Source organism: Paenirhodobacter enshiensis, assembly GCF_000740785.1.
GTDB classification, from domain to species: domain Bacteria; phylum Pseudomonadota; class Alphaproteobacteria; order Rhodobacterales; family Rhodobacteraceae; genus Rhodobacter; species Rhodobacter enshiensis.
Genome location: NZ_JFZB01000005.1, coordinates 123,898 through 140,161, shown reverse-complemented (window position 1 = coordinate 140,161; position 16,264 = coordinate 123,898). Strand labels below are relative to the sequence as shown.

The 16,264-nt window shown below is 66.2% G+C and carries 11 protein-coding genes and 1 tRNA gene; 3 read left to right on the top strand and 9 right to left on the bottom strand.

What is annotated here, in order from left to right:
• The gene (gene gltB / locus CG50_RS03620; RefSeq protein ID WP_036635322.1) at nt 1–4,539 is read left to right on the top strand and encodes a glutamate synthase large subunit; all 4,539 of its coding nucleotides are present in this window, start codon (nt 1–3) and stop codon (nt 4,537–4,539) included.
• Nucleotides 4,540–4,840: 301 nt separating this feature from the next.
• Here the strand turns inward: gltB and dnaA are convergent, their stop codons facing one another.
• The 4 genes from dnaA to CG50_RS03600 form a co-directional block, all read right to left on the bottom strand.
• On the bottom strand, nt 4,841–6,214 hold the full coding sequence (dnaA, locus tag CG50_RS03615) for a chromosomal replication initiator protein DnaA (RefSeq protein WP_036635320.1): 1,374 nt from the start codon (nt 6,212–6,214) through the stop codon (nt 4,841–4,843).
• A gap of 488 nt (nt 6,215–6,702) precedes the next feature.
• Nucleotides 6,703–6,972, bottom strand: a complete 270-nt coding sequence (gene rpsT, locus CG50_RS03610; RefSeq protein WP_036635319.1) for a 30S ribosomal protein S20 — start codon at nt 6,970–6,972, stop codon at nt 6,703–6,705.
• Between the two features lie 364 nt (nt 6,973–7,336).
• Nucleotides 7,337–7,462: a type B 50S ribosomal protein L36 gene (gene ykgO / locus CG50_RS03605; protein ID WP_036635318.1), complete on the bottom strand. Its 126-nt coding sequence runs from the start codon at nt 7,460–7,462 to the stop codon at nt 7,337–7,339.
• 69 nt (nt 7,463–7,531) lie between these two features.
• A tRNA-Val gene (locus tag CG50_RS03600) sits at nt 7,532–7,606 on the bottom strand.
• 158 nt (nt 7,607–7,764) lie between these two features.
• Here CG50_RS03600 and CG50_RS03595 point away from each other — a divergent pair.
• Nucleotides 7,765–8,637, top strand: a complete 873-nt coding sequence (locus tag CG50_RS03595) for an N-formylglutamate amidohydrolase (RefSeq protein WP_036635316.1) — start codon at nt 7,765–7,767, stop codon at nt 8,635–8,637.
• 2 nt (nt 8,638–8,639) lie between these two features.
• Here CG50_RS03595 and CG50_RS03590 read toward each other — a convergent pair whose 3' ends face one another.
• The 3 genes from CG50_RS03590 to clpB form a co-directional block, all read right to left on the bottom strand.
• The gene (locus CG50_RS03590) at nt 8,640–9,920 is read right to left on the bottom strand and encodes a DNA polymerase IV (protein WP_036635315.1); all 1,281 of its coding nucleotides are present in this window, start codon (nt 9,918–9,920) and stop codon (nt 8,640–8,642) included.
• A gap of 131 nt (nt 9,921–10,051) precedes the next feature.
• Nucleotides 10,052–10,459 carry an acyl-CoA thioesterase gene (locus CG50_RS03585; protein ID WP_036635314.1) on the bottom strand — a complete coding sequence of 136 codons (408 nt, stop codon included), beginning with the start codon at nt 10,457–10,459 and terminating at the stop codon, nt 10,052–10,054.
• 129 nt (nt 10,460–10,588) lie between these two features.
• Nucleotides 10,589–13,198, bottom strand: coding sequence for an ATP-dependent chaperone ClpB (gene clpB, locus CG50_RS03580; RefSeq protein WP_036635312.1), 2,610 nt, complete (start codon nt 13,196–13,198; stop codon nt 10,589–10,591).
• 284 nt (nt 13,199–13,482) lie between these two features.
• On the opposite strand from clpB, the gene pyrF reads away from it, so the two are divergent.
• Nucleotides 13,483–14,202 carry an orotidine-5'-phosphate decarboxylase gene (gene pyrF / locus CG50_RS03575; RefSeq protein WP_036635311.1) on the top strand — a complete coding sequence of 240 codons (720 nt, stop codon included), beginning with the start codon at nt 13,483–13,485 and terminating at the stop codon, nt 14,200–14,202.
• 38 nt (nt 14,203–14,240) lie between these two features.
• Here pyrF and pncB read toward each other — a convergent pair whose 3' ends face one another.
• Nucleotides 14,241–15,545: a nicotinate phosphoribosyltransferase gene (gene pncB / locus CG50_RS03570; protein WP_036635310.1), complete on the bottom strand. Its 1,305-nt coding sequence runs from the start codon at nt 15,543–15,545 to the stop codon at nt 14,241–14,243.
• An 11-nt stretch (nt 15,546–15,556) separates the two neighbouring features.
• Nucleotides 15,557–16,162, bottom strand: a complete 606-nt coding sequence (gene pncA / locus CG50_RS03565; RefSeq protein WP_036635309.1) for a bifunctional nicotinamidase/pyrazinamidase — start codon at nt 16,160–16,162, stop codon at nt 15,557–15,559.
• Nucleotides 16,163–16,264: the final 102 nt, after the last annotated feature.

Sequence of the window (16,264 nt, the reverse complement as noted above, 5' to 3'; positions counted from 1 at the left end):
ATGACGAAGTATGATGAAGCCTGGGTCGCCGCAGAGGAAGCCAAGCGCAAGTGGATGGCTGAAAACGGTCTCTACCGCGAGGATGACGAGCATTCCTCCTGCGGCGTGGGTCTGGTGGTGTCGATCGACGGCAAGTCGAGCCGCAAGGTGGTGGCCTCGGGCATCGAGGCGCTGAAGGCGATCTGGCACCGCGGCGCGGTCGATGCCGACGGCAAGACCGGCGACGGCGCGGGTATCCACATCCAGATCCCGGTGCCGTTCTTCTACGATCAGATCCGCCGCACCGGCCACGAACCCGACATGGAGAAGCTGATCGCCGTCGGTCAGGTGTTCCTGCCGCGCATCGACTTCGCCGGTCAGGAAGCCTGCCGCACCATCGTCGAGACCGAAGTTCTGCGCATGGGCCATTACATCTATGGCTGGCGCCACGTTCCGGTGAACACCGACGTTCTCGGCGAGAAGGCCAATGTCACCCGCCCCGAGATCGAACAGATCCTGATCCGCTGCGAGAAGGACATCGACCAGGAAGCCTTCGAGCGCGAGCTTTACGTGATCCGCCGCCGCATCGAGAAGGCGGTTGCCGCCGCCTCGATCCACGGGTTCTACATCTGCTCTCTGTCGTGCCGCTCGATCATCTACAAGGGCATGATGCTGGCCGAGCATGTCTCGACCTTCTATCCCGACCTGACGGACGAGCGGTTCGAATCGACCTTCGCGATCTATCACCAGCGCTATTCGACCAACACCTTCCCGCAGTGGTGGCTGGCCCAGCCGTTCCGGATGCTTGCCCACAACGGCGAGATCAACACGCTGAAGGGCAACGTCAACTGGATGAAGAGCCACGAGATCCGCATGGCCTCGAAGGCCTTCGGTGACATGGCCGAGGACATCAAGCCGATCGTGCCGGCCGGCACCTCGGATACCGGCGCGCTCGATGCCGTGTTCGAGGCGATGGTGCGCGGCGGCCGTTCGGCGCCGATGACCAAGACGATGCTGGTCCCCGAGGCCTGGTCGAAGGCGACGACCGACATGCCGAAGGCGTGGCAGGACATGTATGCCTATTGCAACTCGGTGATGGAACCCTGGGACGGTCCGGCCGCGCTTGCGATGACGGATGGCCGCTGGGTCTGCGGCGGGCTTGACCGCAACGGCCTGCGCCCGATGCGCTACACCATCACCAACGACGGTCTGCTGATCGCCGGTTCCGAAACCGGCATGGTCGCCATCGAAGAGACCAACGTCCGCGAGAAGGGCGCCCTCGGGCCGGGTCAGATGATCGCCGTCGACATGCGCGAGGGCCGTCTCTACCACGACCGCGAGATCAAGGACCGTCTGGCCAACAGCCAGCCGTTCGGCGAATGGGTCTCGAAGGTGGTCGATCTGAATGCGATGATGCGCGACATCCCGGAAACCCCGGTGTTCTCGGGTGCCGAGCTGCGCAAGCGCCAGATCGCGGCGGGCTACTCGCTGGAAGATCTGGAACAGATGCTGTCGCCGATGGCCGAGGACGGCAAGGAGGCGCTGGCCTCGATGGGCGACGACACGCCGCCCGCGGTGCTGTCGAAGCAGTATCGCCCGCTCAGCCACTTCTTCCGGCAGAACTTCTCGCAGGTCACCAACCCGCCCATCGACAGCCTGCGCGAAAGCCGGGTGATGTCGCTCAACACGCGCTTCGGCAACCTGAAGAACGTGCTCGACGAGGACAGCTCGCAGACCGAGATCCTGATCCTCGAAAGCCCGTTCATCGCCAATGCGGAATACGACCGGCTGCTGAAGCAGTTCGGCGAGTCGGTGACGATCATCGACTGCACCTTCCCCGCCGGCGAGGACAACGAGGCGCTGCACCGCGGGCTGAGCCGGATCCGTGCCGAGGCCGAGGATGCCGTGCGCTCGGGCGCGCTGCACATCGTGCTGACCGACGAGTTCCAGTCGTCCGACAAGATCGGGATGCCGATGATCCTCGCGACCTCGGCGGTGCACAGCTGGCTGACCCGCAAGGGGCTGCGGACCTTCACCTCGGTGAACGTGCGCTCGGCCGAGTGCATCGACGCGCATTACTTCGCGGTGCTGATCGGTTCGGGTGCGACGACGGTGAACCCCTATCTGGCGCAGGATTCGATCGCCGAGCGGATCGGCCGCGGTCTGCTGCCGGGGACGCTGCTGGAGAACATGCGCCGCTATCGCCACGCCATCGACGCGGGTCTGCTGAAGATCATGGCGAAGATGGGCATCTCGATCATCTCGTCCTATCGCGGCGGTCTGAACTTCGAGGCGGTCGGTCTGTCGCGCGCCATGGTCGCGGAATATTTCCCCGGAATGCACTCGCGCATCTCGGGCATCGGCGTGCACGGTATCCAGCGCAAGCTGGAAGAGGTCCACGCCAAGGGCTGGCTCGGCGGTCAGGACGTCCTGCCCATCGGCGGCTTCTACAAGGCCCGCCGCACCGGCGAGAAGCACGCCTGGGAAGCGCAGACCATGCACATGCTGCAATCGGCCTGCGACAAGGCGAGCTATGAGCTGTGGAAGCAGTATTCCGCGATGATGCGGGCCAACCCGCCGATCCACATCCGCGATCTTCTGGACATCAAGCCGCTCGGCAAGCCGGTGCCGATCGAGGAGGTCGAATCGATCACCTCGATCCGCAAGCGCTTCGTCACGCCCGGCATGTCGCTCGGCGCGCTGTCGCCGGAGGCGCACCGCACGCTGTCCATCGCGATGAACCGTATCGGCGCGAAGTCGGACTCGGGTGAAGGCGGCGAGAGCCCGGACGATTTCACCCCCGAGCCCAATGGCGACAACGCCTCGGCGAAGATCAAGCAGGTGGCCTCGGGCCGGTTCGGCGTGACGGCGGAATATCTGCTGCATTGCGAAGAGCTGGAGATCAAGGTCGCTCAGGGTGCGAAGCCCGGCGAGGGCGGCCAGCTGCCTGGCATGAAGGTGACCGAGCTGATCGCCAAGCTGCGCCATTCGACGCCGGGCGTGACGCTGATCTCGCCGCCGCCGCATCACGACATCTACTCGATCGAGGATCTGGCTCAGCTGATCTACGACCTGAAGCAGATCAACCCGAAGGCCAAGGTGACGGTGAAGCTGGTGTCCTCCTCGGGCGTCGGCACCATCGCGGCGGGCGTGGCGAAGGCCAAGGCCGACATCATCCTGATCTCGGGCCACAACGGCGGCACGGGTGCATCGCCGGCGACCTCGATCAAGTTCGCGGGTCTGCCGTGGGAGATGGGTCTGACCGAGGCGCATCAGGTTCTGGCGATGAACAAGCTGCGTGAGCGGGTGACGCTGCGCACCGACGGCGGTCTGCGCACCGGCCGTGACATCGTCATGGCCGCGATGATGGGCGCCGAGGAATACGGCATCGGCACCGCCGCGCTGATCGCGATGGGCTGCATCATGGTGCGCCAGTGCCAGTCGAACACCTGCCCGGTGGGCGTGTGCACGCAAGACCCGGCGCTGCGCTCGAAGTTCCATGGCAATGCCGACAAGGTGGTGAACCTGATCACCTTCTACGCTCAGGAAGTGCGCGAGATCCTCGCCTCCATCGGTGCGCGGTCGCTCGATGAGGTGATCGGCCGTGCCGATCTGCTGACCCAGGTCAGCCGCGGCTCCGCGCATCTCGACGACCTCGACCTGAACCCGCTGCTGATCACCGTCGATGGCTGGGACAAGATCGTCTACGACCGCTCGAAGCCGCGCAACTTCGTCCCCGATACGCTCGATGCCGAGATCATCAAGGACGGCGCGCGCTTCTTCGAGGACGGCGAGAAGATGCAGCTGTCCTACGCGGTGCGCAATACGCTGCGCACCATCGGCACGCGCGCCTCGAGCCACATCGTCAAGAACTTCGGGATGCGCAACGCGCTGCAATCCGATCATCTGACGCTGAAGCTGACGGGGTCGTGCGGCCAGTCGCTCGGGGCCTTCGCGGCGCCGGGGCTGAAGATCGAGGTCTCGGGCGATTCGAACGACTATGTCGGCAAGGGGCTGTCGGGCGGCACCATCGTGGTGCGGCCGCAGATGTCCTCGCCGCTGGTGGCGTCCGAGAACACGATCATCGGCAACACCGTGCTGTATGGTGCGACGGACGGCTATCTGTTCGCCGCCGGCCGCGCGGGCGAGCGTTTCGCCGTGCGCAACTCGGGCGCCAAGGTGGTGATCGAGGGCTGCGGCACCAACGGTTGCGAATACATGACCGGCGGTGTGGCGGTGATCCTCGGCCGGATCGGAGCGAACTTCGGCGCCGGCATGACCGGGGGCATGGCCTACCTCTACGACCCGGACGGGATCGCCGAGGATTACATGAACCCCGAGAGCATCGTCACCAACCGGATCAGCCATCCGCATTGGGAAGCCGAGCTGAAGCACCTGGTGGAGCGTCACGCGGCCGAGACCGGCTCGCGCAAGGCGCAGGACATCTTGCAGAACTGGGAAGCCGAGCTTGGCAACTTCCTGCAGGTCTGCCCGAAGGAGATGCTGGCCCGTCTGCCGCATCCTCTGACCAATGAGCCCGCGGCGGTTCCGGCCGAATAAGCGGCCGCACAGGGTATGAATGACGAAAGGGGCGGGGCCGCGGGGCCTCGCCCCTTTTGCTTGGGCCGCCTAGGGCAGAGCAGGGCGGCGAGAGCCTCCCTCAGCCTCTCAGGCGGGCCGCCAGGCGCCCTGTGGCTCCTGCCCTCCTGCCCGGCCTCAACGGAGTTGGGCGAGCCTTAGCCCCTCAGGGCCGGGGCGCGCGATCTCCATCCCGCTCCCCGGCCCCGGTCCCCGGCAACGAAAAAGGGCGAAGCCTGCGCTTCGCCCCTTGCTCATTTCCCGGTCGGTCCGGCGGGAAGGATCACGATTCCAGCAGCCGGCGCAGCATCTCGACATCCTCGGTCAGCTGGCTGTCGGCGGTCATCAGCTCCTCGACCTTGCGGATGCCGTGCATGATCGTGGTGTGATCGCGCCCGCCGAAGCGACGGCCGATCTCGGGCAGCGAACGCGTGGTCAGCTGCTTCGACAGATACATCGCCACCTGCCGCGGCCGGGCGATGGTGCGCAGCCGCTTCGGCCCGATCATGTCGGACAGGCGCACGTTGTAATGCTCGGCCACCTTGCGCTGGATCTCCTCGATCGTCACCTTGCGCTCCGAGGCGCGCAGGATATCCGTCAGGCACTCCTGCGCGAGGTCGAGCGTGATCTCGCGCCCCACCAGCGAGGCGAAGGCGAACAGCCGCGTCAGCGCGCCTTCCAGCACGCGCACGTTGGTGGTGATCCGGTGGGCGAGGAATTCCAGCACGCCATCTGCGATCTTCAGGCCCGGATACTGGCCGCGATAGGCCTCGGTCTTGGTCTGCAGGATGCCGAGGCGCAGCTCGTAATCGGTGGGGTGCAGATCGACGACCAGCCCGCATTGCAGCCGCGACTTGATCCGGTCCTCCAGATCCTTGATCTCGCCGGGCGCACGGTCGGCCGAGATGACGATCTGCTTGCCCTGATCGACGAGGGCGTTGAACGTGTGGAAGAACTCTTCCTGCGTCGAATCCTTGCCGGCGATGAACTGAACGTCATCGACCATCAGCACATCGACCGAGCGGAACAGCCCCTTGAAATCCATGATCTGGCGTTCGCGCAGCGCCTGGACGAAGCGATACATGAACTGCTCGGCCGAAAGATAGAGCACCCGCATCTCGGGGCGGCGCTTGTGCAGTTCGTTGGCGATGGCGTGCATCAGATGCGTCTTGCCGAGGCCGACGCCACCATACAGGAACAGCGGGTTGAAGGTGACGGGCCCGCCCTCGGCGACGCGGCGGGCGGCGGCATGGGCGAGTTCGTTCGGCTTGCCGACGACGAAACTGTCGAAGGTGAACCGGGCATCGAGCGGTGCGCCCGGAAGCTCGTCATCGCTGCGGGCATCGGGGCCCTGCGGGCGGGACGGAGCGGCCGACGAAGCCGGGCGGACGACTTCGCGGGCAGGGATCGGGCGCAACTGCGAGACGCGGAAATCCACCCGCTCGACGGCGACGCCGGCATGACGCATCTCACGCAGAATCGCGTCGGCGAAGTTGCGCGACACCCAGTCGCACATGAATTTCGTCGGCGCTTCGAAGGCGGCGATGCCGTCCTCGACGCCGGTCATGCGCAGCGGAGCGATCCAGGTCGTGAAATTGCTCTTGCCGACCGATTTGAGAAGTTCATTGCAGACCCGCCCCCAGGATTCGTCGCTCATTTTTCGCCTTCGTGATCTACATCGCTTCCACGCGGGAACACCTCGGCCTCGGGGCAGGGATCCTCCGGCGCCAAAGGCGCGGACAGATCCGGCAGCAACAGGGACGGCTCCGCAAACCGGCACAAACCGGCGTGCAGACGGACAGACGGCGGCAGGCAGCAGCCTCACCACGAATCGGAATCGCATTCATCGACCGGACAGCGCCGGGTATTTTCGTTTGTCGTGGCAGACTTGCGCCGGCTGCGACGGTCGGGAATGCGGGATGTCCCCCAAGGCGACGTGAATCGCACGGTCAAGCTAGCAAGGGCTCCACCCCCCCCGCAACCGATCTTCGCGCTTGACGGAGGATTCCCGAAAACGAATCCCCGAACCTCGGCAGGACCGCCACACCGCGAATCAAGCAATTGAAATATATTGAAAAAAGAAAAGGGGCGCCGCATGGCACCCCTTGCTCGATTCTTGGTCTCGGATGAATCCGAGGGCCGCGATTACTTCGCAGCAACGGCCTTCACACGGGCGGCCAGACGCGAAATCTTGCGCGAAACGGTGTTCTTGTGCAGCACGCCCTTGGTCACGCCACGCGCCAGTTCCGGCTCGGCAGCGGCCAGCGCAGCCTTCGCAACTTCGGCGTCGCCCGACAGGATCGCCTCTTCGACCTTGCGGACGAAGCTGCGGATGCGCGAACGGCGGGCGCGATTGATTTCGTTGCGGGTCTCGTTCTGACGAGCGCGCTTCTTGGACTGGGCGTTATTGGCCATCTGTATTTCCCAACTTCCGGGCTATGGTTGATACGAAACACGCAAAGCCCGGTCGTCCCAGCGAACCGGATGATTCTAGCCTGAGCGGGCTCCACGCGCATGTCTGGCGCTGCCTATACGGCAAAACCCTCGCCTTGAAAAGCCCGGAATCGCCAGTCTGCGCAGGGCGCGGCCTCTGCTTTCGATTCGCCGCAAATATCCCGGGGGTGAGGGCCGAAGGCCCGAGGGGGCAGAGCCCCCTCCCTTTCACTCTCTGCGGGGCAGAGCCCCCTTCGCGATGGCCGGCGGACGATCGGCGGGCAAAAGAAGAAACCGTGCCGGTTTCCCGACACGGTTTCTGGAATTTCGCTTCTGGCAGCGGAACCTAGCCCTGACGGGCCTTGTACCGCTTCTGCGTCTTGTTGATCACATAGACGCGGCCCTTGCGGCGCACGATCTGGCAATCGCGATGACGCAACTTGAGCGAGCGGAGCGAGTTACGGACCTTCATGGTCTACCTCCTGGTCGCGGCGCGCGTGCGCCTTGAAACAGATATGCCTCCCGAAGGAAGCGGTGAATATGGTGGGCGGTACTGGGATCGAACCAGTGGCCACTACGATGTCAACGTAGTGCTCTACCGCTGAGCTAACCGCCCTTAACCCTTGCGATTTCGGCCGCCTTGGTTCTTCATCAGAACCTCGATGCCGCGCCCAAACGCTTCGGTCTGGGGGTCTATAGAAGGACTTTCGGCGGCTTTCAAGAGGCTTTTCGCGGGAAATGGATCTCTCATTCCCGCCGCTGACAGGCAGGACGATGACGGATCCAGGCTCCCATGCGCTTCCCTTCCGGCTGATCCGGCCAGAGCCGCCGCTCGCGCCGGTGATCTTCGCCTCGCCGCATTCGGGACGCGAGTATCCGGCGGAAATGCTGGCCCGCAGCGATCTCGACAGTCTGAAACTGCGCTCGTCCGAGGATGCTTTCGTCGACGATCTGCTGAGCGCGGCGCCGGCACAGGGGGCGGCTTTGCTGCTCGCGCGGCTGCCGCGCGCCTACGTCGATCTCAACCGCGCCGAGGACGAACTCGACCCCGCGCTGATCGAGGGGGTGGCGCCGCGCGCGGTGCGCAACCCGCGAGTCGCTGCGGGGCTCGGGGTGATTCCGCGCGTCGTGTCGGGCGGCCGGGCGATCCAGCCCGGCAAGATCACCCTCGCCGAGGCTGAGGCCCGGCTTGCCGCTGTCTGGCGGCCCTATCATGCCGCCCTCGGGGCTCTGATCGCGGATACCCGGCTGCGATTCGGCCATGCCCTTGTGCTCGATATGCACTCGATGCCGTCGGATGCGGTCTCGGGGATGGGGGCGGGTCGGCCGCAGATCGTGCTTGGCGACCGCTTCGGCACCTCGGCCGGGCGTGCGACCGTGGCCCGGATCGAGGCCTGTTTCCTCGCCGAGGGGCTTCGGGTGCAGCGCAATGCCCCCTTCGCCGGTGCTTATGTCGCCCGCCACTATGGTCGCCCTGCCGAAAACGTCGAGGTCGTGCAGATCGAGATCGACCGCTCCCTTTACATGGACGAGGCGCGAATCGTTCGCTCCTCCGATTTCACGCGGTTCGCCGCGACAATGGGGCGGATCGTCGCCCGCCTCGCCCGGATCGGCCGGGGGCGCGAGGACGGACTCGCGGCGGAGTAACCTCAGCGCTCCTCGCCGGTCCAGCCGCGACCGCGGGCGATGGCCGTGGCGCCGAAACGGGCGCGAATCGCATCGACCGCGCGTTCCGCCCCGGCGCGGGTCCTGGCGCCCGGATCGAGCAGATCGCCCGCCGGATCGCGCCCGTCGTCAGGGGCAAGATCGGTATAGCCCGCCCCGATCAGCCGGAACGCCCCGCCCTCCTGTGCCAGAACCGTCGCCAGCAACGGCCGCGTCGCGCGAAACAGCGAATCGGCAAGCTGCGACGGCTCGTCGAGGCGCAACTGCCGGCTCAGCGCCGAGAAATCCGCCCGGCGCAGCTTCAGCACCGCGGTGCGGCCCTGCAGCCCCTTCGCCTTCATGCGCGCCGCCGCCTTCTCGCACATCACCCACAGATGCGCCTCGAGGCGTTCGGGATCGGCGATGTCGGTCTCGAAGGTGGTTTCCGAGGACACCGATTTCATCGGCGCGTCGGGCGTCACGCGGCGGTGGTCCTCGCCCTCGGCCAGCGCCGCGAGGCGCGCCCCGGTGGCGCCGAAGCGCGCCTCCAGCGCCTTGCGCCCGGCGCGGCGGATGTCGGCGAGCGTGCGCAGCCCGGCCCGCGCCAGCGCCGCGCGCGTCGCCTCGCCGACGCCCCACAGGATCGACACCGGCTTGTCGGCGAGGAACTCCGCCGTCTCGCCCCGGCCGATCACCGCGAAGCCGCGCGGCTTGTCGAGGTCCGAGGCGATCTTCGCCAGAAACTTGTTGTGCGACAGCCCGACCGAGGCGGTGACGCCGATCTCGGTCTCGATCTCGCGCGCGAGGCGGGCCATCATCAGCGCCGGCGGTGCCCGGTGCAGCCGCGCCGTCCCCCCGAGGTCGAGAAACGCCTCGTCGAGCGACAGCGGTTCCACCAGCGGCGTCAGCGCGGTCATCTTCGCCCGGATCTGTTTCGAGACCTCGGCGTAATGCGCCATGCGCGGGCGGATCACCACCGCGTCGGGGCACAGTTTCAGCGCCCGAAACATCGGCATCGCCGAACGCACGCCGGAGATCCGCGCCACGTAGCAGCAGGTCGAGACCACGCCGCGCTGCCCGCCGCCGACGATCACCGGCCGGGTGGAAAGCGACGGATCGTCCCGCTTCTCGACCGAGGCATAAAAACTGTCGCAGTCGATATGCGCGATCGACAGCGAGAACAGCTCGGGGTGCGACAGCATCCGCGGGCTGCCGCAGCGCGGGCAGCGCGGGACGGGGCGCTCGGTCTCGAACGGGGTCAGGCAGTCACGGCACAGGGCGGGCATGGCGCAGCACGAAAACAAGGGGCGAGACGACGAAGGGCACCCCGGATGGGATGCCCAGTCTATCCCTACACGGGATGCGGAGCGAGGCCCCGATTGCCGGCCTTAGGCGCGACAACCGGGAATTCCCGCGATCAGCTCTCGACGACCGGCAGATTGCCGTCGACGGGACGCGGCCGGCCCTCGGAATCGACGGCGACCATGGTGAACTTGGCCTCCGTCACCTTCTCGCGGGTCGAGGTATAGGCGCGCCGCGCCCAGACCTCGAGGCGGATGGTCATCGACGAGCGCCCGACATGGTCGATCGCGGTATAGACGCACAGCGTATCGCCGACCTGCACGGGCTTGCGGAAGATGATCTCGTTCGCGGCGATGGTGACCGTGCGGCCGTTGCAGCGCTCGTCGGCGCGGATCGCGGCGGCAAGGTCCATCTGCGACATGACCCAGCCGCCGAAGATGTCGCCCGAGGCATTGGTGTCACCCGGCATGGCGAGCGTGCGCAGGGTCAGCTCCATGCCTTCGGGGGTATAGCTTTCGCTCATTGTCAGAGCCTCCTGAACTGCTGTCGCGACCAGTCTTGCCAAGGGATGGCCGTTCGCTCAACCGCAACGTCGCGGAGCGGCGTGAAAAAGGGGCGCCGGAGCGCCCCTTTCACGAAGCTTTGCGCGTGCTCACTGCAGCGGCGCGTCTTCGGGGCGGGCTGCGGTGGGCGCGACCTTGCCGCCGATCACCAGCCCGTCGGGACCGGCCGTGATCTTGACCGTCGAGCCATCGAGCACCTCGCCGCTGAGGATCAGCTCGGCCAGCGGATCTTGCAGCGTGCGCTGGATCACCCGCCGCAGCGGCCGTGCGCCATAGACCGGATCGTAGCCTTCATCGGCCAGCCACTTGGTCGCCGCCTCGTCGAGGTCGAGCGTGATCTTGCGCGCCGCCAGGCGCTTCTCGAGGCTCTGGAGCTGGATCTTGACGATACCGTCCATGTTCTTGCGGCTCAGCCGGTCGAAGATGACGATCTCGTCCAGACGGTTCAGGAACTCGGGGCGGAAGTGTCCGCGCACCGCGGCCATCACCTCGTCCTTCGCCTCGGAGCTGTCCGAGCCCTCGGGAAGCTGGCTCAGCGCCTGGCTGCCGAGGTTCGAGGTCAGCACGATCAGCGTCTGCCGGAAATCGACCACCCGGCCCTGACCGTCGGTCAGACGTCCGTCGTCGAGAACCTGCAGCAGCACGTTGAACACGTCCGGATGCGCTTTCTCGACCTCGTCGAACAGCACGACCTGATAGGGACGACGCCGCACCGCCTCGGTCAGCACGCCACCCTCGTCATAGCCGACATAGCCCGGAGGAGCGCCGATCAGCCGCGCCACGGAGTGTTTCTCCATGAACTCGGACATGTCGATGCGCACCATCGCGGTATCGTCGTCGAACAGATATTCGGCGACGGCCTTGGTCAGCTCGGTCTTGCCGACGCCGGTCGGGCCGAGGAACAGGAAGCTGCCGAGCGGGCGGTTCTCGTCGTTCAGCCCGGCACGGGCGCGGCGCACGGCATTGGCGACGGCGGTGATCGCCGTGTCCTGGCCGATGACGCGCTTGTGCAGCTCCTCTTCCATCTTCAGGAGCTTCTCGCGCTCGCCTTCCAGCATCTTGCTGGTCGGGATGCCGGTCCAGCGCTCGACCACCTCGGCGATCTGCTCGGGGCGCACGGCCTCCGAGACCATGGAGCCTTCGCTCTGGTCGGTTTCGGCGAGCTTCTTCTCCAGATCCGGGATCTTGCCATACTGGAGTTCGCCGGCCTTCGCGAAGTTGCCCTCGCGCTTCGCCTGGTCGAGTTCGGCCCGCGCCTTGTCGAGGTCTTCCTTCAGGCTGCGCGTGCTTTGCAGCTTGTCACGCTCCGCCTGCCAGCGGGCGGTCATCGAGGCCGCCTTGTCGTTCAGCTCGGCGAGTTCCTTTTCCAGATGTTCGAGACGGTCCTTCGAGGCCGCGTCGTCTTCCTTCTTCAGGGCCTCGGCCTCGATCTGCTTTTGCAGGATCTCGCGGTCGAGCGCATCAAGCTCCTCGGGTTTCGAATCGACCTCCATGCGCAGCCGGCTCGCGGCTTCGTCCACGAGGTCGATCGCCTTGTCGGGCAGGAAGCGGTCGGTGATGTAGCGGTTCGACAGCGTCGCCGCCGCCACCAGCGCCGAATCCGAGATCTTCACGCCGTGGTGGAGTTCGTATTTCTCCTTGATGCCGCGCAGGATCGAGATGGTGTCTTCGACCGTCGGCTCCTCGACCATGACCGGCTGGAACCGGCGGGCGAGGGCGGCGTCCTTCTCGATATACTTGCGGTATTCGTCGAGCGTGGTGGCGCCGACGCAGTGCAGTTCGCCGCGCGCGAGCGCCGGCTTGATCAGGTTCGCGGCATCCATCGCGCCATCGGTCTTGCCGGCGCCGACGAGGGTGTGGATCTCGTCGATGAACAGGATGATCTCGCCCGCGGCGGCCTCGATCTCCTTCAGGATGGACTTCAGCCGTTCCTCGAACTCGCCACGATATTTCGCGCCGGCGATCAGCGCGCCCATGTCGAGCGCGAGCAGCTTCTTGTTGCGCAGCGATTCCGGCACGTCGCCGTTGATGATGCGCAGCGCGAGGCCCTCGGCGATGGCGGTCTTGCCCACGCCCGGCTCGCCGATCAGGATCGGGTTGTTCTTGGTGCGGCGCGACAGGACCTGCATGGCGCGGCGGATTTCCTCGTCGCGGCCGATGATCGGGTCGATCTTGCCTTCGCGGGCGGCTTCCGTCAGGTCGCGGGCATATTTCTTCAGCGCCTCATAGCCGTCTTCGGCCGAGGCGGAATCGGCGGTGCGACCCTTCCTCAGGTCGTTGATCGCGGTGTTCAGCTTCTGCGCGGTGATCGCGCCCTGATCGAGGCAGTCCTTCGCCCGGGTGTTCACCACCGCAAGCGCCATCAGCATCCGTTCGACCGGCACGAAGCTGTCGCCCGCCTTCTGGGCGATCTGCTCGGCCTCGTCGAGGACGCGCACCAGCGATTGTTCGACATAGACCTGACCGTCGCCGCCCGAGACCTTGGGCAGTTTCTCGACCGCGAGGTCGACGGCTTCCCTTACGCGGGCGGGCTCGCCCCCGGCGCGCTGGATCAGGTTGGACGACAGGCCCTGTTCGTCATCCATCAGCGCTTTCAGCAAATGTTCGGGAACCACGCGCTGGTGGCCTTCGCGCATCGCGATGGTCTGGGCGGCCTGAATGAACCCGCGCGACCGTTCCGTGAACTTTTCCATGTTCATGCGGAAATCTCCTTCCTTGAAGCCCCCGGCGGTTGTGGGTGCCCGCGTGCGGCGCACCCTGGTCCGGGTCTTTCTGTGGAAGTGGTCGGGGGAGCGGGCGGCTTCAAGAGGGGGGCGCGGGAAATGATGAAAAAACGTGCGTGGAAAGGGGCTCTGCCCCTCTTGCCCCTGCGGGGCAATTCACCCCGGGATATTTCGGGCGACGCGAAAGCCCGAGTCTATTGACCGGGGACGGGCGCGGGGGCACAACGCGGCCGTTTTCCCTTCCCAGCCGGAGCGCCGCCATGACTGTCCCTGCCTCGACCCTTCCCGCCGATGACCGGCTGATCGTTGCCCTCGATGTGCCGAACGCGCTGGCGGGGCTGGATCTGGCCGGCAAGCTCGGCGACAGCGTGTCGTTCTACAAGGTCGGGCTGGGGATGCTGACCGCGGGCGGCATGGCGCTGGCGAACGAGCTGAAGCATGACATGGGGAAGAAGGTCTTCCTCGACATGAAGCTGTTCGACATCGGTGCGACGGTCGAGGCGGCGGTGCGCGGCATCGCCCGGTTCGATCTGGATTTCCTGACCGTGCATGGCGACCCCTATGTGGTGAAGTCGGCCAAGGAAGGCGCGGCGGGAACCGGGCTGAAGGTGCTGGCGGTGACGATCCTGACCTCGCTCGACCGGGCGGACCTCGACGGGGCGCTGATCCGCGAGGGCGAGATCCTCGATCTGGTCACCGAGCGCGCGGCGCGCGCCTTCGAGGCCGGGGCGGATGGCGTGATCGCCTCGCCGCGCGAGGCGGCGGCGATCCGCGCGCTGCCCGAGGCGGCCGGCAAGCTGATCGTCACCCCGGGCGTGCGTCCGGCGGGGGCGGCGCTCGGCGATCAGAAGCGGGTTGAGACGCCGGCCTCGGCCCTGCTGGCGGGCGCCGATCATCTGGTCGTCGGCCGTCCGATCTGGAAGGCGGAAGATCCGCTCGCCGCCACCCAGGCGATCCTGAGCGAGATCCGCGGCATCTGAGGTTCACGAACGGCGGGCCTTCGGGCCCGCCGGTTCGGTTACACGATGACCGGGCGCGCGGTCTGTGCGCCGGTCTCGAACACCCGGCGGTAGCGGTCGATCTCTTCGGCCGGGCCGGTCGATTTCTCGGGATTGTCCGACAGTTTCACCGTCGGATGCCCGTCGGCCGAGACCGCCTTGCACACCAGACTGAACGGCGCGAGCGAATCGTTCGGCGCCAGACCGCGGAAATCGTTGGTCAGCAGCGTGCCCCAGCCGAAGCTGACCTTCACCCGCCCGGCGAAACGGTGATGCAGCGCGGCCATCTCGGCCACGTCGAGCCCGTCCGAGAAGATGATCAGCTTGTCATGCGGATCCTCGCCGCGCGATTTCCACCACGAGATCGCGGTCTCCGCTCCTTCGACCGGATCGCCGGAATCGAGGCGGATGCCGGTCCAGCCGGCCAGCCAGTCGGGCGCGTGTTCGAGAAACCCCTTCGTGCCGAAGGTATCGGGCAGGATGATGCGCAGATTGCCGTCGTGTTCCTCGTGCCAGTCGGCGAGGACGCGGTAGGGCGCCTGACGCAGTTCCTCGTCGTTCTTCGCGAGCGCGGCATAGACCATCGGCAGTTCGTGGGCGTTGGTGCCCACCGCCTCGAGGTCGCGCCGCATCGCGATCAGACAGTTCGAGGTGCCGGTGAAGGCGCCGCCCTGCGCGGCATCGCCCAGCCCCTCGATCATCGCCTGCACTGTCCAGTCCTGCCAAAGGAAACCATGCCGGCGCCGGGTGCCGAAATCGGCGATCTTCAGGCCGGGCAGCTCGCGCAGCGCCTCGATTTTCTCCCAGATCCGGGTCATGGCGCGGGCGTAAAGGATCTGCAGATCGAACCGCCCCATCCGGTTCAGCACCGCGCGCGAGCGCAGCTCCATCAGGATGGCGAGGGCGGGGATCTCCCACATCATCGCCTCATACCACTTGCCCTCGAAGGTCAGCTCGTACTGGCCGTCCTTCTTTTCCAGATGATAGGCCGGAAGCTGGAAGTTCTCGAACCACTCCATGAAGTCGGGGCGGAACATCTGGCGCTTGCCGTAGAAGGTGTTGCCGCGCAGCCAGGTCGATTCGCCTCGCGTCAGCCGCAGCGAGCGCGCGTAATCGAGCTGTTCGCGCAGCTCGCCCTCGTCGATCAGCTCGGCCAGACGCACCGAATGGGCGCGGTTGATCAGGCTGAAGCGCACCACCGTGTCGGGCTTGTTGCGAAACACCGACTGCGCCATGAGCAGCTTGTAGAAATCGGTATCCAGAAGCGAGCGGATGATCGGGTCGATCTTCCACTTGTGGTTGTAGACGCGTGCCGCGATGTCCATCGTGGCCTCCTTCATTTGGCGAGGGTGACGCCCGCGGCGCGCATCGCATCGCGCGCCGCCGCAAGCGAGCCGTTGAGGTCGATCGCCCGGCACGCGCCTTCGAGAACACGTGCCCGGAAGCCGAGCTTGGCCGCGTCGATCGCCGACCAGGCGACGCAGAAATCGAGCGCGAGGCCGACGAAGGTCAGATCCGAGATTCCCCGCTCGCGCAGATACCCGGCAAGCCCGGTCGGGGTGCGGCGGTCGTTCTCGAAGAAGGCCGAATAGCTGTCGACATGGGCGCGAAAGCCCTTGCGCAGGATCAGATCGGCCGGATCGACGTTCAGCGCCGGGTGAAACGCCGCGCCGGGCGTGCCCCAGACGCAATGCACCGGCCACAGCGTCTGCGCCCCGTAGGGCATTTCGACCGTGCTGAAGGCCGGTTCGTCATGCAGCACCGCGAAGGAGGAGTGCTCCTCCGGATGCCAGTCCTGGGTCAGCACGGTGACCGGATATTCCTGCATCAGCGCGTTGACGCGCGGGACGATCTCGTCGCCGCCGGCGACCGCGAGGGCGCCTCCGGGACAGAAATCGTTCTGGATGTCGATGACGATCAGGGCTTCGCTTGCGTCTGCCATGTTCCCCCTCCTGCTGTTGCCTCATGCCTAGGGTGCGGGGGGCGTGCGGTCAATCCGGTTGGGCGCAACCGGCGGGCTTGCACGTGAAAGCCGTGCCGGATT

Bases quoted from the DNA above. Each gene is read 5' to 3' on its own strand.
- gltB (WP_036635322.1), top strand. From the start codon at position 1: ATGACGAAGTATGATGAAGCCTGGGTCGCCGCAGAGGAAGCCAAGCGC.
- dnaA (WP_036635320.1), bottom strand. From the start codon at position 6,214: ATGAGCGACGAATCCTGGGGGCGGGTCTGCAATGAACTTCTCAAATCG.
- rpsT (WP_036635319.1), bottom strand. From the start codon at position 6,972: ATGGCCAATAACGCCCAGTCCAAGAAGCGCGCTCGTCAGAACGAGACC.
- ykgO (WP_036635318.1), bottom strand. From the start codon at position 7,462: ATGAAGGTCCGTAACTCGCTCCGCTCGCTCAAGTTGCGTCATCGCGAT.
- CG50_RS03595 (WP_036635316.1), top strand. From the start codon at position 7,765: ATGACGGATCCAGGCTCCCATGCGCTTCCCTTCCGGCTGATCCGGCCA.
- CG50_RS03590 (WP_036635315.1), bottom strand. From the start codon at position 9,920: ATGCCCGCCCTGTGCCGTGACTGCCTGACCCCGTTCGAGACCGAGCGC.
- CG50_RS03585 (WP_036635314.1), bottom strand. From the start codon at position 10,459: ATGAGCGAAAGCTATACCCCCGAAGGCATGGAGCTGACCCTGCGCACG.
- clpB (WP_036635312.1), bottom strand. From the start codon at position 13,198: ATGAACATGGAAAAGTTCACGGAACGGTCGCGCGGGTTCATTCAGGCC.
- pyrF (WP_036635311.1), top strand. From the start codon at position 13,483: ATGACTGTCCCTGCCTCGACCCTTCCCGCCGATGACCGGCTGATCGTT.
- pncB (WP_036635310.1), bottom strand. From the start codon at position 15,545: ATGGACATCGCGGCACGCGTCTACAACCACAAGTGGAAGATCGACCCG.
- pncA (WP_036635309.1), bottom strand. From the start codon at position 16,162: ATGGCAGACGCAAGCGAAGCCCTGATCGTCATCGACATCCAGAACGAT.